17 protein-coding genes, 1 tRNA gene and 1 pseudogene are annotated in these 22,375 nt (G+C 63.6%); 7 read left to right on the top strand and 12 right to left on the bottom strand.

Annotated features, from left to right (window positions below; genetic code table 11):
- Positions 1-198: 198 nt before the first annotated feature.
- The 3 genes from AB4Z53_RS03625 (at position 199) to AB4Z53_RS03615 (ending at position 4,517) form a co-directional block, all read left to right on the top strand.
- Positions 199-2,202: a methyl-accepting chemotaxis protein gene (locus tag AB4Z53_RS03625; RefSeq protein ID WP_291148553.1), complete on the top strand. Its 2,004-nt coding sequence runs from the start codon at positions 199-201 to the stop codon at positions 2,200-2,202.
- 504 nt (positions 2,203-2,706) lie between these two features.
- Positions 2,707-4,188, top strand: coding sequence for a sensor histidine kinase (locus AB4Z53_RS03620; RefSeq protein WP_113536576.1), 1,482 nt, complete (start codon positions 2,707-2,709; stop codon positions 4,186-4,188).
- 252 nt (positions 4,189-4,440) lie between these two features.
- Positions 4,441-4,517: transfer RNA gene (locus AB4Z53_RS03615), tRNA-Arg, on the top strand.
- Positions 4,518-4,711: 194 nt separating this feature from the next.
- Here AB4Z53_RS03615 and AB4Z53_RS03610 read toward each other — a convergent pair.
- Together AB4Z53_RS03610 and AB4Z53_RS03605 are read right to left on the bottom strand one after the other, a co-directional pair.
- On the bottom strand, positions 4,712-5,140 hold the full coding sequence (locus AB4Z53_RS03610; RefSeq protein ID WP_441595224.1) for a 2'-5' RNA ligase family protein: 429 nt from the start codon (positions 5,138-5,140) through the stop codon (positions 4,712-4,714).
- Positions 5,141-5,448: 308 nt separating this feature from the next.
- The gene (locus AB4Z53_RS03605; RefSeq protein WP_291148560.1) at positions 5,449-7,023 is read right to left on the bottom strand and encodes an MFS transporter; all 1,575 of its coding nucleotides are present in this window, start codon (positions 7,021-7,023) and stop codon (positions 5,449-5,451) included.
- Positions 7,024-7,053: 30 nt separating this feature from the next.
- Between AB4Z53_RS03605 and AB4Z53_RS03600 the strand changes: the two genes are divergently transcribed.
- The gene (locus AB4Z53_RS03600; protein WP_291148563.1) at positions 7,054-7,902 is read left to right on the top strand and encodes a helix-turn-helix transcriptional regulator; all 849 of its coding nucleotides are present in this window, start codon (positions 7,054-7,056) and stop codon (positions 7,900-7,902) included.
- A gap of 450 nt (positions 7,903-8,352) precedes the next feature.
- Here the strand turns inward: AB4Z53_RS03600 and AB4Z53_RS03595 are convergent, their stop codons facing one another.
- From AB4Z53_RS03595 to spdA, 6 genes are all read right to left on the bottom strand, one after another.
- Entirely contained in the window at positions 8,353-8,784 is a 432-nt protein-coding gene (locus tag AB4Z53_RS03595) for a DUF1810 domain-containing protein (RefSeq protein ID WP_113536572.1), read from the bottom strand.
- 44 nt (positions 8,785-8,828) lie between these two features.
- Positions 8,829-9,815: an aldo/keto reductase gene (locus AB4Z53_RS03590; protein WP_113536571.1), complete on the bottom strand. Its 987-nt coding sequence runs from the start codon at positions 9,813-9,815 to the stop codon at positions 8,829-8,831.
- Positions 9,816-10,001: 186 nt separating this feature from the next.
- Complete coding sequence (locus AB4Z53_RS03585) at positions 10,002-10,586, bottom strand: IMPACT family protein (protein WP_441594741.1); 585 nt, start codon at positions 10,584-10,586, stop codon at positions 10,002-10,004.
- 351 nt (positions 10,587-10,937) lie between these two features.
- Positions 10,938-14,645 carry a trifunctional transcriptional regulator/proline dehydrogenase/L-glutamate gamma-semialdehyde dehydrogenase gene (putA, locus tag AB4Z53_RS03580; RefSeq protein ID WP_441594739.1) on the bottom strand — a complete coding sequence of 1,236 codons (3,708 nt, stop codon included), beginning with the start codon at positions 14,643-14,645 and terminating at the stop codon, positions 10,938-10,940.
- Positions 14,646-14,832: 187 nt separating this feature from the next.
- Positions 14,833-15,147, bottom strand: coding sequence for a YkgJ family cysteine cluster protein (locus tag AB4Z53_RS03575; protein WP_113536568.1), 315 nt, complete (start codon positions 15,145-15,147; stop codon positions 14,833-14,835).
- A gap of 41 nt (positions 15,148-15,188) precedes the next feature.
- Complete coding sequence (gene spdA, locus AB4Z53_RS03570; protein ID WP_441594736.1) at positions 15,189-15,995, bottom strand: 2', 3'cyclic nucleotide phosphodiesterase SpdA; 807 nt, start codon at positions 15,993-15,995, stop codon at positions 15,189-15,191.
- 199 nt (positions 15,996-16,194) lie between these two features.
- On the opposite strand from spdA, the gene AB4Z53_RS03565 reads away from it, so the two are divergent.
- Entirely contained in the window at positions 16,195-17,229 is a 1,035-nt protein-coding gene (locus AB4Z53_RS03565) for a proline racemase family protein (RefSeq protein ID WP_034797259.1), read from the top strand.
- 119 nt (positions 17,230-17,348) lie between these two features.
- Here AB4Z53_RS03565 and AB4Z53_RS03560 read toward each other — a convergent pair whose 3' ends face one another.
- Together AB4Z53_RS03560 and AB4Z53_RS03555 are read right to left on the bottom strand one after the other, a co-directional pair.
- Positions 17,349-17,690, bottom strand: a complete 342-nt coding sequence (locus tag AB4Z53_RS03560; RefSeq protein ID WP_441595223.1) for a tetratricopeptide repeat protein — start codon at positions 17,688-17,690, stop codon at positions 17,349-17,351.
- A pseudogene (locus AB4Z53_RS03555) lies at positions 17,667-18,212 on the bottom strand (sel1 repeat family protein); the annotation flags it as partial. The pseudogene AB4Z53_RS03555 and the gene AB4Z53_RS03560, both read right to left, overlap by 24 nt.
- Before the next feature lie 214 nt (positions 18,213-18,426).
- Here AB4Z53_RS03555 and AB4Z53_RS03550 point away from each other — a divergent pair.
- Positions 18,427-19,050, top strand: coding sequence for a FecR family protein (locus AB4Z53_RS03550; RefSeq protein WP_441595222.1), 624 nt, complete (start codon positions 18,427-18,429; stop codon positions 19,048-19,050).
- A gap of 58 nt (positions 19,051-19,108) precedes the next feature.
- Here AB4Z53_RS03550 and AB4Z53_RS03545 read toward each other — a convergent pair whose 3' ends face one another.
- Both AB4Z53_RS03545 and AB4Z53_RS03540 read right to left on the bottom strand, forming a co-directional pair.
- Positions 19,109-20,971: a CHASE2 domain-containing protein gene (locus AB4Z53_RS03545; protein WP_441594734.1), complete on the bottom strand. Its 1,863-nt coding sequence runs from the start codon at positions 20,969-20,971 to the stop codon at positions 19,109-19,111.
- Between the two features lie 5 nt (positions 20,972-20,976).
- Positions 20,977-21,681, bottom strand: a complete 705-nt coding sequence (locus AB4Z53_RS03540; RefSeq protein WP_113536565.1) for a Crp/Fnr family transcriptional regulator — start codon at positions 21,679-21,681, stop codon at positions 20,977-20,979.
- A 262-nt stretch (positions 21,682-21,943) separates the two neighbouring features.
- On the opposite strand from AB4Z53_RS03540, the gene AB4Z53_RS03535 reads away from it, so the two are divergent.
- Entirely contained in the window at positions 21,944-22,366 is a 423-nt protein-coding gene (locus tag AB4Z53_RS03535) for a DoxX family protein (protein ID WP_113536564.1), read from the top strand.
- Positions 22,367-22,375: the final 9 nt, after the last annotated feature.

Raw genomic sequence — 22,375 nt, 5'->3', positions numbered from 1 at the left:
GAAAGAGGCCCGGACAGACGCGCAAAAAGGCGGGCATCTAGCCGAGATTGGTAAAGAGAACTCTAATCGGCGCTCCCCAGAATGCCGGCTGGCGGCGACGAGCTTTATTAACCACGCCTATTTTAGGGTCGCCCCGGTGCAATGGGGTGGCGGCATGTCCGATAATCGGACAGGTCTCGCGGCCTTGTGGAGGTCGGGATGAAAATACGCGGTAAGATCAATCTAATCGTCGGCATCATGAGTGTGCTGGCGGTTGCGGTGACCGGCATGTCGCTGGTCGCCGTCAGCAAATACAACGAGAAATTCCACCAGTACGAGAATGTCGCGGCGCGCGCCTTCAACGCGGAACGCCTCAACCGTCTGGTGACCGCGGTCGTCATGGAATCGCGTGGTGTCTACGCCGCCCCGACCATCGAGAAAGCCAAGCCGTTCGCCGAGGGCATTCGCAAGAACCTCGACAAGATCGACACGCTGCTTGCCGAGTGGCGGCCGCTGATCCCCGCCGAATCGAAGGCGTCTTTCGATACGCTCGTCGCTCGCGCCGCGGAGTTCAAGACCTTCCGCGTCGAGACGGCGCGGCTTGGCGAAGAAGTTTCGCCGCAGGCCGCCAACGAGCAGGGCAATACCGACGCCAATCGCGCCAACCGCAAGGCTTTCCAGGAGCAAATCGACGGCGTCGTCGACATCAACCTGAAGACGCTTGAAGTCGTTACGGCTGACACTGCCACCTTCGAGCGTAGCGTGATCATCACCATTCTCGCCATCGCCGGCCTTGGCCTCATCGCCGGCATTGGAGCGGCATTCTACATCGCTACCAACCATTTGAGCCGTCCGATCCTTGAATTGACCGGCAAGATGAAGCAGCTGGCCGGCGGCGATCTCACCGCGGACGTGCCTTTTGTCGGCCGCAAGGACGAGATCGGCGAAATGGCCGAGGCCGTTCAGGTGTTCAAGCAGAACGGCCTTGCCGTTCGCGACCTCAACGCCCAGGAAGCGGTGCTGCGTGAAAAGAGCGCCGACCTCCAGTCGAGCATCGGTGTCGTCGTGGCGGCTGCGGCCGCCGGCGATTTCACCAAGCGTATCGGCAAGGACTATGAGAACGAAGACCTCAACCGGTTCGCCGCCAGCGTCAACGAACTGGTCGGCAGCGTCGATGCCGGTATCGCCGAGACCCGTCGGGTTGTCGCGAGCCTGGCCGGTGGTGACCTCACCCAGAGCATGAGCGGTCATTTCCAGGGCGCCTTCGCCGAGTTGCAGAAGAACGTCAACGAGACGCTGTCGACCCTGCAGAAGACGCTGCGCGAAGTCCGCGTGACGACCGACACGATCAACGGCAACTCGTCCGAGCTGCGGGCCGCTGCCGACGATCTGTCGAAGCGCACCGAGCAGCAGGCGGCCGCCCTTGAGGAGACATCTGCCGCACTCGACCAGATCACAGTCGCGGTCAAGAGCTCGACCGAGCGGGCGCAGGAAGCGACCGTCATGGTCAACGAGGCCAAACACAGTGCGGCGCAATCTGCGGCCGTCGTGCGCAATGCCGTCGATGCCATGGGCCGCATTGAGCAGGCCTCGAGCGAGATCGGCCAGATCACCAACGTGATCGACGAAATCGCCTTCCAGACCAACCTGCTGGCGCTGAATGCCGGCGTCGAGGCGGCACGTGCCGGTGATGCGGGCAAGGGTTTTGCCGTCGTCGCCCAGGAAGTGCGCGAGCTGGCGCAGCGTGCGGCAAGTGCTGCCAAGGACATCAAGTCGCTGATCTCGAAGTCGGGCAGCGAAGTGGCGACCGGCGTCCGGCTGGTGCAGGAAACCGGTTCGGCCCTCGGTGAGATCGAGGACCGCGTCTTGAAGATCAACGATCATATCCACTCGATCGCCACGGCGGCGCGCGAGCAGTCGACGGGTCTTAGCGAAGTGAGCACCGCGGTCAACCAGATGGACCAGGTGACCCAGCAGAACGCGGCGATGGTTGAAGAGGCGAATGCCGCCACCCACAAGCTCTCCGCAGAAGCCAACAACCTTGCCAACCTGATTGCCTACTTCAAGGTGGACAATATCGCGGCAAGACCGGTGGTCGTGGCGCGTGAAACCACCCGCCCGGTCGAATCGCCGGCCCGTCGGATGATGGGCAACGTCGCCCGCGCCTTTGGCGGCGGCGGTTCCGCTGCGGCGGTCGCGAAGGACGACTGGCAGGAGTTCTGATCGGCGGCTCGTTCCGCGACGGCATGTTTCCTTGGGTTGTTGCCGACCAAGAGTAAAAGCATGCAGCACTTGAAAGCATGTTTCCCTGAGCCCGCGGCGTCGTCATGGTGCCGCGGGTGTTGTTTTTGGCGGCCTCGAATRTCGGCTGCGGCTGTCGTCACCGCCGGCGCGCGCCGATCCCCGCAGGATTGCCAAATTGTTCCCTGGGTGACTTACACCGATCCGGATTCTGTGCAGGTAGATCCCGAGCGAGGCGGCATTGCGTCGAGGATTTTGCCTTGGTGATGCGAGGGGAGAGAGTTGATCGGGATGTGGTTCTCAGCGATTGCCAATGGCGCGACCCCGAAAGACGTCCGCGCCTATGTCGCACCCGGGCGGCTCCCTCCGAGATTGGAAAACAATTCGGCATCTCCTATTATGCGCCCTTCACACGAAGCCCGTTGGCTCGGGCGCTTGTGTAGGGACTCGGGCGTTTTGATCGACGGGCAGGGAAGTTTGTAAGGCATGGCGGAAGAGACGCGTCCGGCAACGGCAAGCGAGCCACTGAAGACGAGCGCGGGGTTCTTCCGGGGCCTTTCCGGCAAGCTGCTCCTGTTGACCATCGTCTTCGTCATGCTCGCGGAAGTGCTGATCTTTGCGCCGTCCGTGGCGACCATGCGCATTCGCTGGCTTGAGGATCGGCTGAACACGGCCGCTGCCGCTGCCGTCGTCGTCGACGGCCTGCAGAATGTCGAGTTGCCGCGCAGCGTCCAGAAGGACACGCTGATGGCGACCGGCACCAAGGCGATCGTTATCCGCCGCAAGGACGCGTCGCGCATGATCGCGCTCACCGACATGCCGCTCGAGATCAAGGGCGAGTACGACGTCGCCAATGCCACCGCCATTGGCGCCATCCGCGATGCCTTCGATACCCTGCTCTTTGGCGGCGATCGCGTGATCCGCGTCTATGGACCGCTCGGGGAAAGCGATGCGACGATCGAGCTCCTGATGAAGGATGCGAGCCTGCGCAAGGCGATGCTCGTCTATTCGCGCAACGTATTTGCCCTGTCGCTTGTCATTTCGCTGATTACCGCGGCGCTGATCTTTCTCGCCATCAACCGCATGCTGATCACGCCCATTCGGCGCATGACGGCAAGCATGCAGGAGTTTTCCGACGACCCGGCCGATCCGGCTCGGGTGCTGGTGCCGCCGGAGGGGCGCGACGAACTTGCCGTCGCCGGCCAGCATCTCGCCAGCATGCAGCGCGAACTGCAGAAGACGCTGAAGCAGCAGAAGAGCCTTGCCGAACTTGGCCTTGCGGTGTCGAAGATCAACCACGACATGCGCAACATCCTGTCGTCGGCACAGCTGATCTCCGACCGTCTGGCCGACGTGGACGACCCGGTAGTCAAGCGCTTCGCTCCGACCCTGCTGCGTACCATCGACCGGGCGGTCGGGTATACGCGCGAGGTCCTCTCCTATGGCCGTACCACCGAGGCCGAGCCGCACCGCCGCTTCGTGGCATTGAAGCCGCTCGTTTCCGATGTCGCCGAACTGCTGGCGATCGACCCCCAGGCGGGCATCGATTTCCAGATCCAGATGCAGGACGACATCGAGGTCGATGCGGACAGCGAGCAACTGTTCCGGGTTGTGCACAATATCTGCCGCAATGCCGTCCAGGCCCTGACCAATCACGAGCCGGAGGACGGCCGCCCCCGGCTGCTCACGGTGTCGGCCATGCGCATCGGCAGCGTCGTCACCATCTCCGTCGACGATACCGGCCCCGGCATGCCGCCCAAGGCGCGGGAAAACCTGTTCGCCGCCTTCCGCGGTTCGGCCCGTTCCGGGGGCACGGGCCTTGGCCTTGCGATCGCCCGCGAACTGGTGCTTGCCCATGGCGGCACGATCGCCCTTGTCGAAAAGCCGACCCCCGGCACGCTTTTCCGCATCGAACTCCCTGACCGGCCCGTGCCTCTCGACGCGTTCCGCTCGAAGTTTCGCCAGTAGCGGACGGGAAATCCGACCTGTGAAGCGGGCAGCCGCTAGGGCCGCCGCAGCCGCCAAATTTTTTCTGAAGACGCTTCCACTGCGCAACGCCCTGCTTTTCAGGGCGTTGCTGCACCGCCGTCGTCGCGACTGTCCACAGTCAGCCGTGCCATCGTCGTAAAAATGAAATTTTTTCCAGAACGGCGCTTGCAATCCCCGAAAGGACCCTTTAGAGAACCGCTCACGCAAGCGGTTTGACCGCTGCAGGCGAAAGCACCCGTAGCTCAGCTGGATAGAGCACCAGACTACGAATCTGGGGGTCAGGAGTTCGAATCTCTTCGGGTGCGCCATTCTTCTTCAAGCCTCAAGTCGAGGCTGATTATTTCCTAGAAGAACTGAAATAAAAGCCGCGAATTGCGGCTGCTTCTTCGATTAAGTTCAATGAACGATAGCCGCCAATGCTGACTCCTGTTTGGGTCGTATCGGTTGTCTTCTTTGCGCGTCGCAAAGCGCCCTTGGCGGCGAATATTGGCTGACCTTCCTGCTAAGCCCGCAATTTACATTCCCGCCTGACAACAACGGGTGGAAACCGAACGAGGTCTGCGACCTCGAAGTCCACCGATACAGCAAGACGTTTCTGTTGCGCCCATTCCATCGCCTGCTGACGCCGAGGTGGTGGAATTTTTGTCGCTAGGCTACAGTGCGGCACCCATTGCCCTACGCGGTAATGTTCATGACAAGCGCCGGGATCCAAGTGCCGATGCAAGCTTGCATGCAAGTTGAAGAGCGCATCGACGTGGCTTGGCCGTGCCCAGAGAACTAGGTATTCGTTTTCGAAGTAGCTCACGCTTTCGAAAGAAATGGACAGCGGTGACTGACCCGCGAAAACCTCTTTGAATATCTCGCTCGCGTTCTCTGGCTCCTTGTCAAGAACGGCGGGCGTGAGGTGTGGAGGGTACCGCAATCCCGACATCGAGGCGGCTTCTTCGAACCCGCTTGCCTCATCCCACAGGGCCATGATCGGGACTGCGGTCGCGTTGATACATTTGATGCTGATCGCAAAAGGCATTGCATCACCAAATTCGTTCTAGGCGTGGACCTTGGACTGAAGTCCCGTTGCTGTCATCTCGAAAGCTCTAGCTGTTCCCCCCGGGGTGGGCCGTACGTCCGGCCGCAGGCTGCTGCTATATCGCCTTGCGGCTTGTGGTGGCTAGGAATCCACAGTCGTTCGGCTGCACGGGTGCGAAGCCGAATCGCCACGGCGCGGCCCGCGATCTCGCCTCACTCGGATGACGGCTCGAGTTTCTTGATATGACGTAGCGCTAGGGCCGAAAGGACCGCAAGCATGGTCACGGCGATAGTGCTGAGGATGGCTGCGGTGTTGAAGCCCGTCACGAAGGCGGCCCGGGCATCCTCGATGAGGATTGCCGGCACCTCCGCTCGCACTGCCAGGGCGCCCCACAGGCTGTCGCTGACGGCCTCATGGGCTGCCGGGCCGATGTTGTCCGGGGCGCTGCGCGCAATCGAATGGCGATAGATGGCAGTCGAGATGCTGCCGAGGATGGCGATGCCGAGTGAAATGCCGAGATCCTGCACGGTTTCGGTCATCGCCGAGGCGGAGCCCGCCTTCTCCGGCGGTGCGGAGCCGACGACGAGGTCGGTGCCGAGCGCGGCAATGGTGCCGTTGCCGAAATAGGCAAGTGTGAGCCCGGCAACGGCCAAGGCGACACCAAACGACGTGTCACCGCCGATGGTTGCCATCAGCAGGTAGCCGACCGCGGAGAGGGCGAGCGAGGCGGCGACCACATGACCCGGCCGGAAATGGCGAGCGACCAGCGGTGCCGCAACCCCGCCCGCGATCATGCCCAAGGCTGCGAGCCCCATCCACAGCCCCGCGCCGAATGGCGCGTATCCCGCCACAAGCTGGAGATATTGTGCAACGAGCAGCATGGCGCCGCCGACGGCGACAAGTCCGATCAGGAGGATGATCAGGGCCACGCAAAGGGCTCTGCTGGAAAACAGCGTGATATCGAGCAGCGGATCGCTCAACCGCCGTTGCCGGTGGATGAAGAGGATCGCGACGGCGAGCCCGACCGCAATTGCGGTCAGCGCGTCGGCCGCGAAGCCGTATTTGGCGATCTGTTTGATGCCGTAGATCACCGGCAGCATGGCGGCGAGCGACAGGGCGACGCTCGCGAGGTCGAGCTTCTCGCTATTGGCAGCGCGATACTCCGGGAGCAGGAACGGGCCGAGGATCAGCAAGAGCAGGACGATCGGAACGGCAATGAGAAACGCCGCACCCCACCAAAAAAGCTCCAGCAGAACGCCGCCGACAACCGGCCCCAACGCGTAGCCCACGCCGAACATGGTGGCCCAAATGCCGAAACCAAGCGCGCGCTGCCGGGGATCCCTGAAGATGTTGCTGATGAGCGCGAGCGTCGAGGGCATGAGTGTTGCCGCCGACACGCCGAGCGCTGCGCGGGCAGCGATCAGCATGACGGGGCTGCTCGAAAAGGCAGCAAAGATCGAGGTGACAGCAAAGGCCGATGCGCCGACCATCAACAGCCTGCGCCGACCGATGCGGTCGCCGAGCGTACCCATGGTGATGAGGAAGCCGGCGATCATGAAGCCATAGGCATCCATGATCCAGAGCGCCTCTGTACTGGAGGGGCGCAAATCTGCCGCCAGCGCCGGAAGCGCGAGGTGCAGAAGCGTCAGGTCAAGCCCGAGCAGCGCAGTGGGCAGGGAAAGAAGTGCCAGCCCCATCCATTCACGTAGGCTCGCCCTGTTCACGTCAGGCCGTGTGCCGCTCGTGGCAGTCTGGCGTTCGTGTAGATCGATATTGCTGTCGGACATCATCACCTCCTTGTGGGAGGGAGACAATTGATGCACGATCTAGACTGTTACAATATTGCTTATTATCCTGTTACTGAGGGCACTATCTTGTCTGGTCGAACCCTTGCACGCACGCGAAGCGATCTCTCCGACTTCCTGGTCCGGCACAGGGCAAAGCTCACGCCGAGCGACGTCGGGCTTCCGATAACAGGCGGCCGCCGCACACCGGGATTGCGGCGCGAGGAGGTGGCGCAGCTCGCCGGTGTCGGGCTCACCTGGTACGTCTGGTTTGAGCAGGGCCGCGACATTCAGGTCTCGGAGAGCTTCCTCCTCAAGGTCTCGAAAGCGCTGAGGCTAGATGACGCGGAGTGCAGCCGCCTTTTCCTGCTTGCCCATGGCCGTCCGCCGCGACCCGAGGCCTACCAATGGCCTTCCGTCGGGCCGCGGATCCAGCAGCTGCTGGACGATCTGGTCGCGCGCCCCGCCTATGTACTCAACCTGCGCTGGGATGTGATCGCGTGGAACCGAGCGGCCGACGGCCTGTTCGGCTTTTCAGGCCGCGACAAAGACGATCGCAACGTCATGCGGCTGGTTTTCGCCGATCCCGACATGCGCCATCGGCTGCCCGCATGGCAGGAGGATGCGCCGAGATTGCTTGCCCAGTTCCGTGCCGACCTGGCCACCGCCCCGGATGATCCCGCCATGCTTACCCTGATCGACGAACTGAAGACGCTTTCCCATGAGTTTCGCAAGTGGATGGAACAGCCCGGCATGGATCGCTACGGCCGCGGCCTCGGCTCCGTCCTGGACGCACAAGGTGCGCGCCAGGACTTCGCGCATGAGACGCTGCTCGTCGACGAGCACCGTCATTTGCGGATGATCGTCTACTTCGAACGCTAGAAGGCTTGATCGGATGACGCGCCGATCTTTGCGGCGGGGCAGAGCCTCCGCGCCGGCAGGCCGAAAGGCAATTGTTCAATGCCCCGAAGTGGTTAGGTGACAAGGAATATATATTAGTATAGCATAATTTACAGAGGTCGTGGAGGCGTCGAACCCGTCTCGGAGCCGTTGGAGGAGGGAGTTCCGGATCACAAAAAGGCGGGAGCGCCTTCACGAACTTTTGACGCCTGTATCTGAAAATTGGCCCAATGAATTCCTATATTCAGGGTGATATCGCGGCCATTGAAGGAAAGGAGGTGCCGGATGTATCGCTACATGATGAAAGAACTGCTGGTGATCGTTGCTGGCCTTTCGATTTGTGCCTTCACGATCTTGTTCTTCCTGGTCAATTCGACGCCCAATCTCTGACGGTCGCCAGACGGCGTTCCGCCAGCGCCAATGCGCTCGACATCACTGCCGATGCGCCAGTATGTCCAGAGTGCGCCGATCTCTCTCTCCCTCGAAGTAATTCCCTAGCGCCTGCTCGAACAGGCGCCCCGCTTCGTCGACCTCGGCAAACAAGGTCATCGACGACCGGAACTTCATGTCGTCGGGGCTTGCGAAGATGTCGTGCGCCGACTTCCCTGAAACCGAATTGACGAGCTCTGTGCATTGCCGAAGCCGTGGCCCCAGAAGCGGATGGGCGAGATAGGCCCGCGCTTCGTCAAGGCCGGAGATTGCGTAGCGTTGTGCCATCGGCGAGTGGCCGAGGCCGGCAATCTGCGGGAAGACGAACCACATCCAGTGCGTCCGTTTGCTGCCGCGGCCGAGCTCGTCCAGAACCGCGACATAGACGCGGTCCTGGGCTTCGACGAAACGTTGCAGCTCGAAGGGATCCGTCATGGCTGCGCCTCCCTTGGTCCAGCGCCCGCGGGCGCTGGCGTCAGTTACCAGCGGTGATGAACATGAACCTTCACCAGCCGCTCGTAAACCTTGGCGATTGCGGCCTTGGTTTCGCGTTCGATAGCGCCAAGGGCGCTGGCGGCCGCGTTCGATTGGGCCTGCGCCTCATTGCGAGCGCCGGGGATCACCACCGAAACCGCGTGCTGCTCGAGGATCCAGCGCAGTGCGAACTGCGCCATCGGCACGCCCGTGGGCACCAGCGGACGAAGCTGCTCGACGGCTTCCAGCGCCGCGTCGAAGGGTACGCCGGCAAAGGTCTCGCCGACATCGAAGGCTTCGCCGTGCCGGTTGAAGTTGCGGTGATCGTCGGCAGCAAACGCGGTTTCCCGGTTGATCTTGCCGGAGAGCAGGCCGGAGGCGAGCGGTACCCGCACGATGACGCCGACATTCTTCTTTTGCGCTTCCGCGAAGAACAGTTCGTGCGGGCGCTGGCGGAAGATGTTGTAGATGATCTGCACGGTCGCAACGCCAGGATATTCGATCGCCTTCAGCGCTTCCTCGACCTTTTCGACCGAGACGCCGTAGTGGCGGATCTTGCCCTTGGCGACGAGCCGGTCGAGCGCGCCGAACAGCTCCGGCCGGTAATAGACCTCGGTCGGCGGGCAATGCAGCTGCACCAGGTCGAGCGCCTCGACACCGAGATTGGCAAGGCTGCGGTCGATGAACGCTTCGATGTTTTGGCCCGTATAGCCTTCGGTCACATGCGGGCTGAGCCGGCGGCCCGCCTTGGTCGCGACGAAAGGCTTGTCGCCACCGCGCTCCTTCAGCACCGCCGCGATGATCTTCTCGGAGCGGCCGTCGCCGTAAACGTCGGCGGTGTCGACGAAAGTCACGCCGGCATCGAGTGCGGCATTGAGCGCACGCTTGCCGTCCGCCTCGCTGACATCGCCCCAGGAGCCGCCGATCTGCCAGGCGCCGAAGCCGATCTCGGAAATGGTTGCGCCGGTCTTGCCAAGAACTCTCGTCTTCATGGTGCTGTCTCCTGTTGTGCGTCATCGAGCATACGCTGGGTGGAGCGGTTCTAGTATGACGAGCTTGGTCGAGTAAATTAGAGCAGGGCAGGGCGCAGTAAACCGCGCACACTTTTCGCTGGCGCTCCTTTGTGCTGGGCGCGTTCGGTGTGGGTGAAGACCTGCGGGGTTTGGTTGACGGAGGAGTTAGTCGTCCAGCGAAACCACGGCCTTGCCGCGGCTGAGATCGACGACCATGGCGAGGATCGCCTCGGCCTCGTCTTTGCGCAGGTCCACGGTCAGAACCGGGCCTTTGTCCGTGAAGCTCTCGCCGACAATGGTCACGTCCCGGGCAAGAAGCCGCGCCTTGATCAGCGCCATGTCGGAAAAGTCGAGGGCGACGGTGGCGCGCACGGTTTCGATCATCTCGATCTTTTCCGCCGCCCGCAGGCATAGCGCTGCCGTACCGCCATAGGCGCGCACAAGGCCGCCGCTGCCGAGCAGGATACCGCCGAACCAGCGAGTGACCACGACCGCGACGCGGTCGAGTTCCTGGCCGTCTATGGCAGCGAGGATCGGCTTGCCGGCGGTACCGCTCGGTTCGCCATCGTCGCTGAAGCGATAGGCCTGGCCTATGCGCCATGCCCAGCAATTGTGGTTGGCGGTGGCATCGGAATGGGAGGCGAGGAAATCCTTTGCCGCTTGTTCATCGGCAATGGGCGCGGCGAAGGCCAGAAAGCGGCTCTTCTTGACGTCCTGGCTTGCCGTTTCGATGCGCTTGAGGGTGAACATGGCTGCTTCCGTTTTTCAGACGCTGATAACGGATTGTCGGGGGCGGCGCCACAATGGTTTGGATCGGTGCGGGTGCCGGTTTTGGTGCGGCGCTGTAAAAGGCCGCGTGCTTCCACCGTCATTCCTGTGCCTGTCACAGGAATGACGGTGGCGGCGCGTCTGCGCCGTGAGAAGACTGTTTCTTGTTGAGATATTCTTTTGCGCCGCCGACGCGGCGCGGCTGGTCCCGGTGACGGGGCACAGAGATGAGGTGGCGTGGGTGAGTGCCTCGCCCCCACCAAGAGTGGGGGAGAGGAGAACATCCAGTGCGCTCTCCTGAACCGGGAGGGCGGCGCTCGTCGAGCTGCGGCTCTAGCCGATCGCCATCAGGCTGGCATTGCCGCCGGCAGCGGCCGTGTTGATCGAGGTCGAGACCTCCTCGAGCAGCCAGTTCAGGCAATAGGCGTCGGGGTTCTTGCCGATCTCTTCGGTCGAAGCTGCCTGGACGAGGACGAGCGGACCCGGCAGGCCGGCGATCGCCTTGCTGACCTCGCGCACGCGGGCGCCATCACCTTCGACGAGCGCGCCTGCGAACGGACCGTCTGCCGCCCAGTCCTTCGACCAGGAAAGCCGCGCGGAGACGCTGGCCGGCATATCCTTCAGCGACGTCTGCAGGCCGGAAGCGGCGTCGACGACGACGGTGTTGCCGGTGGCGAGGGCAGTACCCAGCTGGCGGTAGAGGCCGGCTTCCGTCGCCGGAACCAGGAGCACGCGGCCACGCGGATGCAGCGCATAGAGGTTGCGTTCACCGACAGGGCCGGGAAGTTCCGAGTGCAGGCCGAGGGCCGAATTGCTGCCGGCGGTGCGGGCGGCTTCGGCCTCAGTCTTGGCGCCCTTGCCGTCGAGCCACTTGGCGAAGTCGAGCAGCGCCGGATCGGTGTGAACCGAGCTGTGCTGCGGCGGCACCGGGGCGGTGGCGACGAGGCGACCGAGATAGAGCGGACCGCCGGCCTTCGGGCCGGTGCCGGAGAGGCCACGTCCACCGAAGGGTTGGACGCCGACGACAGCGCCGATGACGTTGCGGTTGACATAGAGATTACCTGCCTTCACCCGCGAGGTGACGTGGGCGATCGTCTCGTCAAGACGCGTGTGGAGGCCGAAGGTGAGGCCGTAGCCGGTGGCATTGATGTCGTCGATCAACCGGTCGAGATCGTCGCGGCGGTAGCGGATGACGTGCAGCACCGGACCGAAGACTTCGCGCTTCAAGTCGGAGAGCTTGTCGAGCTCGATGATCGTCGGCGGCACGAAGGTGCCCTGTTCGGTGCCGGAGGCAAGGCCGATCTGCTCGACCTTGCGGCCAAGGCCACGCATGGCGTCGATGTGCTTCTCGATGATGCCCTTGGCCTCAGCGGTGATGACCGGGCCGACATCGACCGAGAGCCGGTCGGTGCGGCCGATCCTGAGCTCATGCAGCGCACCCTTCAGCATCGAAAGCGTGCGGTCGGCAACGTCTTCCTGCAGGCAGAGCACACGCAGCGCCGAGCAGCGCTGGCCGGCGCTGTCGAAGGCCGAGGCGATGACGTCGCCGACGACCTGTTCGGCAAGCGCCGAGCTGTCGACGATCATGGCGTTCTGGCCGCCGGTCTCGGCGATCAGCGGGATTGGCCGGCCGGCGGGCGAAAGCCGGTCGGCAAGCTGGGCCTGGATCAGGCGGGCGACTTCGGTCGAGCCGGTGAACATCACGCCGGCGATCTCAGGTGCCGCCACCAACGCTGCGCCGATGCGGCCGTCACCGGGAAGCAACTGCAGCGCGTCGGCGGGAACGCCGGCCTCGTGCAGGATGCGCACACCTTCGGCGGCGATCAACGGAGTTTCTTCCGCGGGCTTTGCCAGCACCGGGTTGCCGGCAACCAACGCCGCGGCAATCTGCCCGGTGAAGATCGCCAGCGGGAAGTTCCACGGGCTGATGCAGACGATGGGCCCAAGCGCCTTGTGGGCCGGGCCGAGCGTGCGGCGCGTCTGTTCGGCGTAGTAGCGCAGGAAGTCGATCGCTTCGCGCACTTCGGCAATGGCGTTCGGCAGCGACTTGCCGGCTTCGCGGGCGATGAGGCCGAGCAGCGTTGGCATGCGCGCCTGCATCAGGTCGGCCGCACGCGCCAGGCAGGCGGCGCGCTCGGCCGGCGAGACGGCGGCCCAGCTTGCGGCGGCCTTGGCGGCAAGGTTCGCTGCCTGGCGGGCGTCGGCTTCCGAAGCCTCAGTGACCGAGCCGACCACGTCACGATGATCGCCGGGGTTGACGACGGCGCGGGTTTCGCCGGAGGCGGGGCCCGTTGCCAGCTGCGGAACGGCCTTCCAGTCGACCGTAGCGCTCGCCTGCAGCGCTGCTGTCAGCGAGGTCAGGCCCGCTTCGTTCGAAAGGTCGAGACCGGCCGAATTGCGTCGCGTGTCACCGAACAGGTTGTCGGGCAGCGCGATCTGGTCGTGTGGCGCACCGACAACGGGCATGGCGCGCACGATCTCGACCGGATCTGCAATCAGTTCGTCGACCGATACCTTCGGGTCGGCGATGCGGTTGACGAAGGAGGAATTCGCGCCGTTTTCGAGCAGGCGGCGAACCAGATAGGCAAGCAGGGTTTCGTGCGTACCGACAGGCGCATAGATGCGGCAGGGACGGTCGAGGTTGCCCTTGCCGACCACTTCGTCATAGAGCGGCTCGCCCATGCCGTGCAGGCACTGGAACTCGTACTTTCCGACCTTGAAGTCCTTGCCGGCCATTTCGTAGATGGTTGCCAGCGACTGCGCGTTGTGGGTCGCAAACTGCGGGAAGATCACGTCGGTCGCGGCCAGCAGCTTCTTGGCGCAGGCGATGTAGGAAACGTCGGTGTAGATCTTGCGGGTATAGACCGGGAAGTCTTCGAGACCGTCGAGCTGGGCGCGCTTGATCTCGGCATCCCAATAGGCGCCCTTGACGAGGCGCACCATGACGCGGCGTTCGGCGCGACGGGCAAGGTCGATGATGAAGTCGAGCACGTAGGGGCAGCGCTTGCCATAGGCCTGGACAACGAAGCCCATGCCGGCCCAACCGGCCAGATCCTTGTCGAGGCAGAGTTCTTCGAGCAGGTCGAGCGAAAGTTCGAGACGGTCGGCTTCCTCGGCGTCGATGTTGAGGCCGATGTCGTACTTCTTGGCGATGACGGCGAGCGCCTTCACCTTCGGCAGCAGCTCTTCCATGACGCGCGAGGCCTGCGAACGGGCGTAGCGCGGGTGCAGGGCCGAAAGCTTGATCGAGATGCCGGGGCCTTCATAGATGCCGCGGCCGGCCGATGCCTTGCCGATCGCATGGATCGCCTGCTCGTAGTCGCGGTAGTAGCGCTCCGCGTCGGCGGCTGTGGTCGCCGCTTCGCCGAGCATGTCGTAGGAATAGCGGAAGCCCTTCTGCTCGAGCGCGCGCGACCGGCGCAGCGCCTCGTCGATGGTTTCGCCGGTGACGAACTGTTCGCCCATCATGCGCATCGCCATGTCGACGCCGCGGCGGATGACCGGTTCGCCGCAACGGGCGATCAGGCGGGTGAGCGCGGCGGAAAGGCTGCGGTCGTTGACGGTGGAAGTCAGCTTGCCGGTAACGACGAGGCCCCAGGTGGCGGCGTTGACGAACAGCGAGCGGCCGCCGCCGATATGCGACTTCCAGTCGCCGTCGGCGATCTTGTCGCGGATCAGCGCGTCACGGGTCGCGGTGTCCGGAATGCGCAGCAGCGCTTCGGCAAGGCACATCAGCGCCACGCCTTCCTGGCTCGAAAGCGAATATTCCTGTACGAGGCCTTCGACGCCGGAGCCCTTGTGCTTGGCGCGCAGCGCCTCGATCAGCTTGCGGGCGGTCTTGGCGGCCGCCTCCCGGGTCTTGGCGTCCAGCGTCGCGGCTTCGACGAGTGCCGGCAGCGCCTCCGTTTCCGGCCTGCGGTAGGCGGCGGTGATGGCCTGGCGAAGCGTGCTCTGCGGGCGCACCGGCGGAGCGAACTCGGCGAAAGGAGCCTGCGGCGCGCCGGTCTCTGCAGTGGTCTTGTGAAGCGGTGTCTGGCTCATCGAGCGCTATCCTCCGGGAAGCGGTTTCTAAGGGCGCAGCGCGCCCCTGATCATGGGCGGAAAATACGCTTCCTTCGGCCGTACATCCATCCGGCATTTTTTGTCTTTGGCGGAATGTTTCACTGTTCTGCGGATGTAATGCTGCAGAGGATGCGGAATGTTAGCGAATCCTCCGGATGATCCGATGTCAGGCAGCCTTGCCGAAATGCTTCTCGCGGGCCATCAGGCACTCATCGTCGCCGGGCATGCAGGTGCGGCAGACGATCGGCCGGATCGCATAGATCTTGCAGCCGACATGTTCGCCGAGCTTGCCACCGAGTGCTGAGCAGCGATCGTTCTCGCAGCGCATGCCGCCGAGATCGGCCGACACGTACTCAGCCGGGATCAGGTCGAGCTCCTCGTCCGTCTCCAGCGAAAAGCGCGGCCAGTCGGCCGAATACGCGCAGCAGGCGCCGCAGCTCTGGCAGTCGAAGGTTTCGTCGAGGGATACGGGTTCGGTCATATCCGCAAACTAGCATGAAGGTCGGCGGTCCGAAATGGCCCTTACGCGATGGCGGCGTCCCGGCGGGCAATCTCGTAGTCTTCCGTATGCACCAGCACGCCATCATCCGTCACGACGGCAATGCCGTAGGCGGCCGGTTCGTCGACGGACAAAGAGGTGTCGGGCGTGTCGAAGGGCATCGGCTGCTGGTGCACCGGGCTCTTGAAGATCGAGAAAGGAATGCCACGGCTGGAGCCGTTGATCGTGCGGTGCACATGTCCGGCGAAGATGTGACGGACGTTGCCGTGCCGTTTGACGAGATCGTAGAACTCCGTCTCGTTGGCGAGCCGGATCATGTCCATTCCGGTAAAGCCCGTCCGATGCGGCGGGTGGTGCATGAAGATGAGCGCCGGCTTGTCGCCGGCCTCAGTAAGCTGCCGGTCGAGCCAGGCAAGGCGCCTGGCGCAGAGAAGACCCGTATGGCTGGTCGGGTAGTCATATGGAGGAGCAAAGAGCGTATCGAGCAGGATGGCGCGGCAATCCGGGAAATCGATCGCCTGCTGCACGAAACCGTGATCGTCAGCCGTTGCGTCTGTAAAGACGTCAAGGAACACCTCGCGCCGGTCGTGGTTGCCGATGGTGATGGCGACCGGCGGCGTGAGCTGATCGACGAGCCGCTTCAGTCGCTCGTAGGAAATGCGATCGCCGTAGTGGGTAAGGTCGCCGGTGAAAATCACCCGTTCGGCGTCCGCATGGTAGCGGTTGACGTGCTCGATGCCGTTGGCGAGGCGCTGGTAGGGATCAAGCCCGATGATCGTCGTGCCTTGGGGCACCATGTGTAGGTCGGTGAAGATGATCAGCTTTGTCATGGAGATCCAGAAGGTTGCGTCGCGAGTGGCCCCAAGCTGTCCAGCGGCGTGTGGCGCGTCAAGCGGCAACTTTGGGGCGACTCTGGCGGCGTCCGGCGGTTTTCCTTGCGGCGGATCGAGGAAAGCGGTAATGCAAGCGCGTCTGATATATCAGCCATGATCGCCACCAGGGCGATGGCAAGCGAGTTGGAGAAACGGCATGCGGTGGAAGCGCACGATCCAGTTGCTGGACGTTCATTGCGAGGGTGAGATCGGCAAGGTCGCGATCGGCGGCGTGCCGAAGATCCCCGGCAACTCGATCGCCGAGCAGCTCAACCACATCAACACGGTCGATGACAGCCTGCGCCGGTTCCTGTGCCTGGAGCCCCGGTCCGGTTCGATCGGTTCGGTCAACCTCTTGGTGCCGCCGAAGCGGCCGGAAGCCGATGCCGGCTTCATCATCCTGCAGGCCGATCAGGCGCACGCCATGTCCGGCTCGAACTCGATCTGCGTCACGACCGCGCTTTTGGAATCCGGCATCATCGAGATGAAGGAACCCGAGACCGTCGTCATGCTCGACACCGCCTCCGGCCTCGTCAAGGCGACCGCGACCTGCCGCGACGGCCGGTGCGAAAAGGTGAAGCTGACGATGGTGCCGTCCTTCGTGCATGAGCTCGACGTCGAAGTCGACACGCCGAAGTGGGGCAAGATCAAGCTAGACCTCTGCTATGGCGGCATCTTCTACGCCCTGGTCGATGTCGGCCAGATCGGTACCACGATCGACAAGGCGAACGCCCGCGAGATCGTCGAAGCCGGGATGATCCTGAAGGACATCGTCAACCGCACCATCCCCGTCGTTCATCCGGAAATCCCGGAGATCAAAGGCGTCGCCTACGTCATGTTCCGTGATGTCGAGGCCGACGGCACGATCCGCACCTGCACTACCATGTGGCCGGGCCGTGTCGACCGCTCGCCCTGCGGCACCGGCAGCTCGGCCAATCTCGCGACGCTGCATGCGCGCGGCAAGGTCAAGGTCGGCGATGTCCTGAAGTCCCGCTCGATCATCGGCTCCGAGTTCGAAGTCGGCCTCGAAGGTGTGACGACGGTTGCCGGCCGTGAGGCGATCATCCCGACCATTGCCGGCCGCGGCTGGACCTTCGGCCTGCACCAGGTCGCACTCGATCCCTTTGATCCGCTCGCCGACGGCTTTGCACTGACCGATACCTGGGGGCCGCAGGCGGGCGAGATCCGCTAAAGCAATTCCAGGAAAAGTGCGAAGCGGTTTTCCGTCCGCAATTGCGCCATCCGAAACGAAAACGYGGCCGAAGATCCTGATGATCTCCGGCCCGCGTGGCCCTTGGGAGGCGTGTGGAGTTACTTGATGATCCGGCTGGTCTTGCCGAGCATGGCGGTCTGGAAGGTTTCGTCGGCGGTGAGTTCCGCGAGCTTCTGTCCGGCAAAGGCGTCGCCCTCCTTGGCGGCCTTGCGGAACATGGCATGGGCAGCGGGAAGATCCTTGGCAGTACCTTCACCGTTTTCCAGCATCAGGCCGAGGTTGACCATGGCGTCGACATTGCCGCGGTCTGCGGCCAACCGGTAGAATTTGGCAGCCCTTCGGTTGTCTTCCGCCACCAGCTTGCCTTCGTCCAGAATGACCGCGAGGTTGAAGGCGGCGACGTCGTCGCCGGCGAGCGATGCCCGCTCGAACCATTCGATTGCCAGCTTGCCGTTGATCGGCGTGCCCATGCCGTCGCGATAGGAAACGCCGAGATTGTAAGCGGCGAGAATGTTGCCGGCGGCCGCGGCCTTCTGGTTCAGCGAGAATTCGGTCGCCGTGTCGCCCTGTTCGCCCATGAGAACGGCGTAGTTGGTCATTGCCAATGCGTGACCGTGTTCGGCGGCTTCACCGAGAATGCGCAGCGACTGGGTCTTCTGCCCGGCCTTGTCGAGCACGCGGGCCAGCTGGAATTCGGCGCGAGCGCCGCTCTTCTGATTATAGGCCTCGCGGCAGGCCGACAGCGCGACGCCAATCCGGATGTCTTCGGTGGAAACGGCCGGGAAAGCCTGGTTGCGCTGCAGGTCGAAGATGCTGCCCGCCTCGCGGTCGCAGACTTCGGCAGCGGAGAGATCGGCAGCACGCGCCGGGGGGAGGGCGATGGCGGCCACCGCGAGCAGGCTGACGATCGCCAGCAGGAGGGCGTTGATGATGCGGGTGCCGGATGTGCTGCGCTTTTCCATGATGCTTTCCCCTTCTCTTGGACCTGAACTTATCCATGCCCGTCGAGGAAAGCTGTTCCGGCGGGAACAGCCCGGTGGCGAAAGCTCTGGCGAAGTGCTGAGGGATCGCCGAGGGCAGGCTTTTGAGCCGCTTGCATCCGGGAGCGCCGGGGCTATCCTCGAATGGCGGCACCGCTCAAACGGGAGAGAGGCAATGGAAGATCTGGCAGCGCCACTGCGCCACATGCTGGTGAGCCGCCGCGTTGTCGTCGGCGGACTGTTGCTGGCGGCTGTCGGCGGCCATCTCGCTCCGTCCTGGGCAAGTTCGGCCCTTGGCGAGGCAACCGAGGTGCGTGGCGACGTAAGGCGAAAGCGGGCGAAAAAGGACGAACTGCTTGCCGTCGGTAGCGAGCTCTTCGAAAACGATCGCGTGCACACCAATGTCGACAGCTATGCGACCTTGAACCTTGGCACGGACACCCGGGTGCTCCTCGGTGCCGAAACCGAGCTCCTCGTCGATAGCTTCATCGCTGACCAGGGCGGAACGCTCGAGCTTGGAACAGGACGCATGGTCTTCGATCGGCCCGAGGGGTTGCCGAAAGTCGATGTGGCCGTGCGCACCGCCTTCGGTATGATCGGTGTGCGCGGCACCAAATTCTTCTGCGGACCGAGCCGTGCCGCCTTTGCGGTCTTCGTCGAACATGGAAGCGTTACGGTCGCGCGCGGCGGCGTGACGAAGATCGTCGCTGCGGGGCAGGGGGTGGAATTCCATCACCGGGGTGATGCCCCGAGCGAGCCGGTCAACTGGGGCGAGGCGCGGATCAAGGAAGCCTATGCCAGCGTTGGCCTGACGCGTTGAATTGACGGAGCCCGAAAGCCGGCATGCCTTTCAGTGAGCGCGGGCGGTGGCCGTCGCCTCAGTCCGCAACCGTGAACAACTCCATCGTTGAGAAGCCGCGGATTTCGTGGCTGCCGAGCGGGCGAAGCGGCTGCTTGCTTTCCGCCGCGGCTGCAGGCCCGACGCAGATCGCCGTGCCGAGAAACTTGTTCGCCTCCTGCAGACGGGCCGCCAGGTTGATCGCGTCTCCATGGGCGGTGTAGTCGAGCTTGCCGCCGGCGCCGACTTCACCGACGACCGCCGGTCCGGTCTCGACGCCGATCCTCGTCCTGCCGAAGGTATTGGCCGCAAACTGCGGACGCCGCCGCATCTCTTCCGTCAACGCGTGGATCGCCTTCGCGCAATCGATGGCCCGGTCGACATGCTGCGGCAGATCCTCGGGAGCATTGAAAAACGCATGCACAGCATCGCCCACCACCTTGTCGACCATGCCGCCATGCGCCGCCACCAGGGCGTTGACCTCGGCGAAGTAGACATCGAGCAGGGCAATGAGATCCCGCGGCTTCAGCCTTTGCGACAGAGCGGAAAAGCTCTCGATATCGGTGAAAAGCGCTGTTACCTGCCGTTCCTCGCCGGCCACGCGCGCAAGCCCGGGATTGTCGATGTAGCGGGCGACGACCGATTGCGGCAGGTATTGCGAGAACTTCTGCCGTGCCGCCGCTTCGGCCCGTCGCACCCGGGCGAATTGCAGGACGCTGGTGACCGCGAGAACCGTAACAAGAGCGGCGGAAATGCTAACCGCATCGATAAGCCAGCCGCTGACGTCATAGATGACCGCCGCCGCCGCGACGACGGCGGCGACGGCGATAAGGCCAAGGGCTGCCGATATCAGCGGCCGAAGGCGTGCCGCCGCAAAGGCGATGCCAAGACCGGCGACGAGGGCCATGGTGGCTTCGGCCAGCGGAAGCCGGCTGTCGCGCTGCGGTATGAAGCCGGTCAGGATCGCGTTGGCGACATCGGCGTGAATCTGCACCGAGGGTTCGAGCGGCATCGAGGCGCTGGGCCGCAGGCCCCCAAGGCTCGGCAGGCTGCTGCCGATCAGCACGAGTTTGCCTGCAAACCGGTCTGCCGTCGCCTTGCCGGAGAGCACGTCAGCGGCCGAAACCGTGCGGGCTGCGAGCCGGTCCGCAGCGCTCGCGACGAAGCGCAGGCTGCCGGTTTCGTCGAGCGCAATTACTTGTCCGTCGATGCGCACCCACGCGGGCGCGCCGCCGAGAATGGGCGTACCAGCCCCGCGCATCCACCGCGCCGCCTCGATCGCCAGCGACGGATAGGCGTCGTTGCCGAGGATGGCATAGGCTTGCACCCGCCGGATCCGCGCGTCCTCGTCGCCAACGAGAAACGAAGCGACAGCCGCCTTTGCCTGCTCCATGAAAGCGGCGCAGGACGTTTCAGCGCCGTCGAGGAACCAGAGTTCGGGCGGAGAGAAGGGGCGGCTCAGGGCCAGTGGCGGTACCGGACGTGGCCGCTCCTGCACCGTATCGGCAACCAGAAAGCCGAGGATGACGGGGACGCTTCCGAGTGCCGAGGCGAGGGCAGCATTGCCGTCGTTGGTCGCATTGCAATCGGCGCTGAAGACGAAGTCGACGGCCACAGCCCTGGCACCGGCCGTCGCAAGCCGGGACAGGAGCTCGGCGGTTGCCGTCCTGTCCCATTCGCCGGACGGGCGCGATTGGTGGGCATGGCGGTCGATGTCGACGACAATGATATCAGGCGACTGCGGCGCGGGGATCCATTGTGTCAGATTGTCGAAGAACAACTCGCGCTGCGTTTCGAAGACCGGCTCGGCGAAGAGATAGAGAGCGACGGCGACAAGCAGGCTCGTCAGGAACCCGCCGGCAAGCGGAGTAAAACGCAATTGCCGGCGCGGCTCAGTGACCATGCGGTCTAGTGCTCCTCCGGGTCGGCAATACTGTGCAGGCGACCGACCTTGCAGGCGATGATGCCGTCGTTCCGCTTGATGGCGCCGCTCTCTTCCAGCCATTGGATGGCGCGGTTGACCTTCGGCCGGCTGGCACCGAGTACACCGGCGATATCCGTCTGGCTCATGGTCAGCCTGAGATTGGCGCTCTCCGGCAACTCGTTGCCGTGGATCTGGCGGAGTGTCGCGAGGAAGAAGCGCGCGACACGGGCGTTGAGGTCGTAGAGTGCAATGGTCTCCAGTCGCTCGGTTGTGTCTCGTAGCTGGGCGCAGAGGAAGCGGATGACGGCCTCGGCTGCCTCCGGTCGATTGGTGACGATATCGAGAAAGGCTTTCTTGCCGATCACATAGCCCTCGGAGGCGGTCATCGCCGTGGCATCGGCGGAGCGCGTCTGGCCGTCCAGCACCGCCATTTCGCCGAAGATCGCGCCGGCCTCGTGCTGGCGCAGCATCAGCTCGCGGCCCTGCGGGGTGATCAGCGATAGCTTGATGCGCCCGGAGATGACGACAATCATGTAATTGCCTTCGTCGCCGCGCTGGAAGATTACCGTGCCGGCCGGCCACTTCCTGTAGGTCGCGATATCGGCAAGTTCGGCAATGGCATTCTTGTCGAATTCTTCAAAGATCGGAAACGAGCGCCAGAATGTCGGGCTCCTGTTGATTTCGTTCATGACATGCCCCCGGGCGGCGTCCCCTGCCGCGCCGAAATTCTTCGCCTAGCCGCTGCGTCCTTGCAATAGAAAAGAACGATTTGCTGACGATGTAGTTCCGTGTCCGCCGTCAGACGAGCGAGAGAATGCCAGCCGCAAAGGTTGACGATGTCTCCGGGTCGTTTCATTTTTGTGAACGATCTGTCGCCCGCGCGACGGCTAGCTGATTTTGAGAATGCTGGTACTTCTGTTGCCAACACCCCATTTCTCACAGGAGCCTCGCATGCCTCAGAATGTTGTCGTCCTCGTCGGACGCGTCCTGCTCTCTATCATGTTCATCATGTCCGGTTTCAGCAAGCTGATGGATCCGTCGGGCACTGCCCAGATGATCACCGGCGCCGGCTGGCCGGCACCGACCGCACTCGCCTACCTCGCTGGCCTCTTCGAGCTGGTGGCCGGCCTTGCCGTTCTCGTCGGCTTCCAGACCAAGATTGCCGCCTATCTGCTGGGTCTGTTCAGCCTGGTCACGGCGTTCGCCTTCCACAGCGGCGCAATCAGCATCCCGAACTTCCCGCCGGAAGCCAACGGCCTGTTGACCGTCTTCAACGGCCTGATGATGATGAAGAACGTTGCTATCGCCGGCGGTTTCTTCGTGCTGGCCGCCTTCGGCCCCGGTGCCTTGTCGGTCGACAAGCGCGGCGCCTGAGACTTGGTC

Source organism: Ensifer sp. 2TAB8, from assembly GCF_052115125.1.
GTDB lineage: Bacteria > Pseudomonadota > Alphaproteobacteria > Rhizobiales > Rhizobiaceae > Ensifer.
Note: the sequence above shows the minus strand (reverse complement) of the source record. Positions and strands in the feature narration are given on the sequence as shown.

What these genes read in the sequence shown, in the direction of transcription:
- AB4Z53_RS03625 (WP_291148553.1), top strand. Translation starts at nt 199, where the DNA reads ATGAAAATACGCGGTAAGATCAATCTAATCGTCGGCATCATGAGTGTG.
- AB4Z53_RS03620 (WP_113536576.1), top strand. Translation starts at nt 2,707, where the DNA reads ATGGCGGAAGAGACGCGTCCGGCAACGGCAAGCGAGCCACTGAAGACG.
- AB4Z53_RS03610 (WP_441595224.1), bottom strand. Translation starts at nt 5,140, where the DNA reads ATGTCGGGATTGCGGTACCCTCCACACCTCACGCCCGCCGTTCTTGAC.
- AB4Z53_RS03605 (WP_291148560.1), bottom strand. Translation starts at nt 7,023, where the DNA reads ATGTCCGACAGCAATATCGATCTACACGAACGCCAGACTGCCACGAGC.
- AB4Z53_RS03600 (WP_291148563.1), top strand. Translation starts at nt 7,054, where the DNA reads ATGCACGATCTAGACTGTTACAATATTGCTTATTATCCTGTTACTGAG.
- AB4Z53_RS03595 (WP_113536572.1), bottom strand. Translation starts at nt 8,784, where the DNA reads ATGACGGATCCCTTCGAGCTGCAACGTTTCGTCGAAGCCCAGGACCGC.
- AB4Z53_RS03590 (WP_113536571.1), bottom strand. Translation starts at nt 9,815, where the DNA reads ATGAAGACGAGAGTTCTTGGCAAGACCGGCGCAACCATTTCCGAGATC.
- AB4Z53_RS03585 (WP_441594741.1), bottom strand. Translation starts at nt 10,586, where the DNA reads ATGTTCACCCTCAAGCGCATCGAAACGGCAAGCCAGGACGTCAAGAAG.
- putA (WP_441594739.1), bottom strand. Translation starts at nt 14,645, where the DNA reads ATGAGCCAGACACCGCTTCACAAGACCACTGCAGAGACCGGCGCGCCG.
- AB4Z53_RS03575 (WP_113536568.1), bottom strand. Translation starts at nt 15,147, where the DNA reads ATGACCGAACCCGTATCCCTCGACGAAACCTTCGACTGCCAGAGCTGC.
- spdA (WP_441594736.1), bottom strand. Translation starts at nt 15,995, where the DNA reads ATGACAAAGCTGATCATCTTCACCGACCTACACATGGTGCCCCAAGGC.
- AB4Z53_RS03565 (WP_034797259.1), top strand. Translation starts at nt 16,195, where the DNA reads ATGCGGTGGAAGCGCACGATCCAGTTGCTGGACGTTCATTGCGAGGGT.
- AB4Z53_RS03545 (WP_441594734.1), bottom strand. Translation starts at nt 20,971, where the DNA reads ATGGTCACTGAGCCGCGCCGGCAATTGCGTTTTACTCCGCTTGCCGGC.
- AB4Z53_RS03540 (WP_113536565.1), bottom strand. Translation starts at nt 21,681, where the DNA reads ATGAACGAAATCAACAGGAGCCCGACATTCTGGCGCTCGTTTCCGATC.
- AB4Z53_RS03535 (WP_113536564.1), top strand. Translation starts at nt 21,944, where the DNA reads ATGCCTCAGAATGTTGTCGTCCTCGTCGGACGCGTCCTGCTCTCTATC.